Origin of the sequence: Roseovarius sp. A46 (assembly GCF_004126395.1) — a bacterium.
Taxonomy (GTDB): Bacteria; Pseudomonadota; Alphaproteobacteria; order Rhodobacterales; family Rhodobacteraceae; genus Roseovarius; species Roseovarius nitratireducens.
Genome location: NZ_PVWS01000109.1, coordinates 1 through 255 on the forward strand (window position 1 = coordinate 1; position 255 = coordinate 255).

The 255-nt window shown below is 62.7% G+C and carries 1 pseudogene; it reads left to right on the plus strand.

The features are described from left to right. Positions 1-255 (plus strand): annotated as a pseudogene (locus tag C6W92_RS17555) (IS630 family transposase); the annotation flags it as partial.

A 255-nucleotide genomic window follows, 5' to 3' on the forward strand; every position in this document is an offset into this window, starting at 1 on the left:
AGGTAAGGCAACAGCGCGAAGACTGGTTCAGGCATCGTATTCCGGCTGTGTCGGCCCGGCCCGAGCGCGTTGTCTTCATTTATGAAACCTCGGTGAAAACCAACCTGACCCGGCTGCGGGGATGGGCACCGCGCGGGGATCGCCTGGTCATGGACGCACCGTTCGGCTCGTGGGGCACGCAGACGTTCATCGCGGGGCTCACCGCCAATGCCATGATTGCGCCGTGGGTGATCAAGGGTGCTATGGATGGCTTGG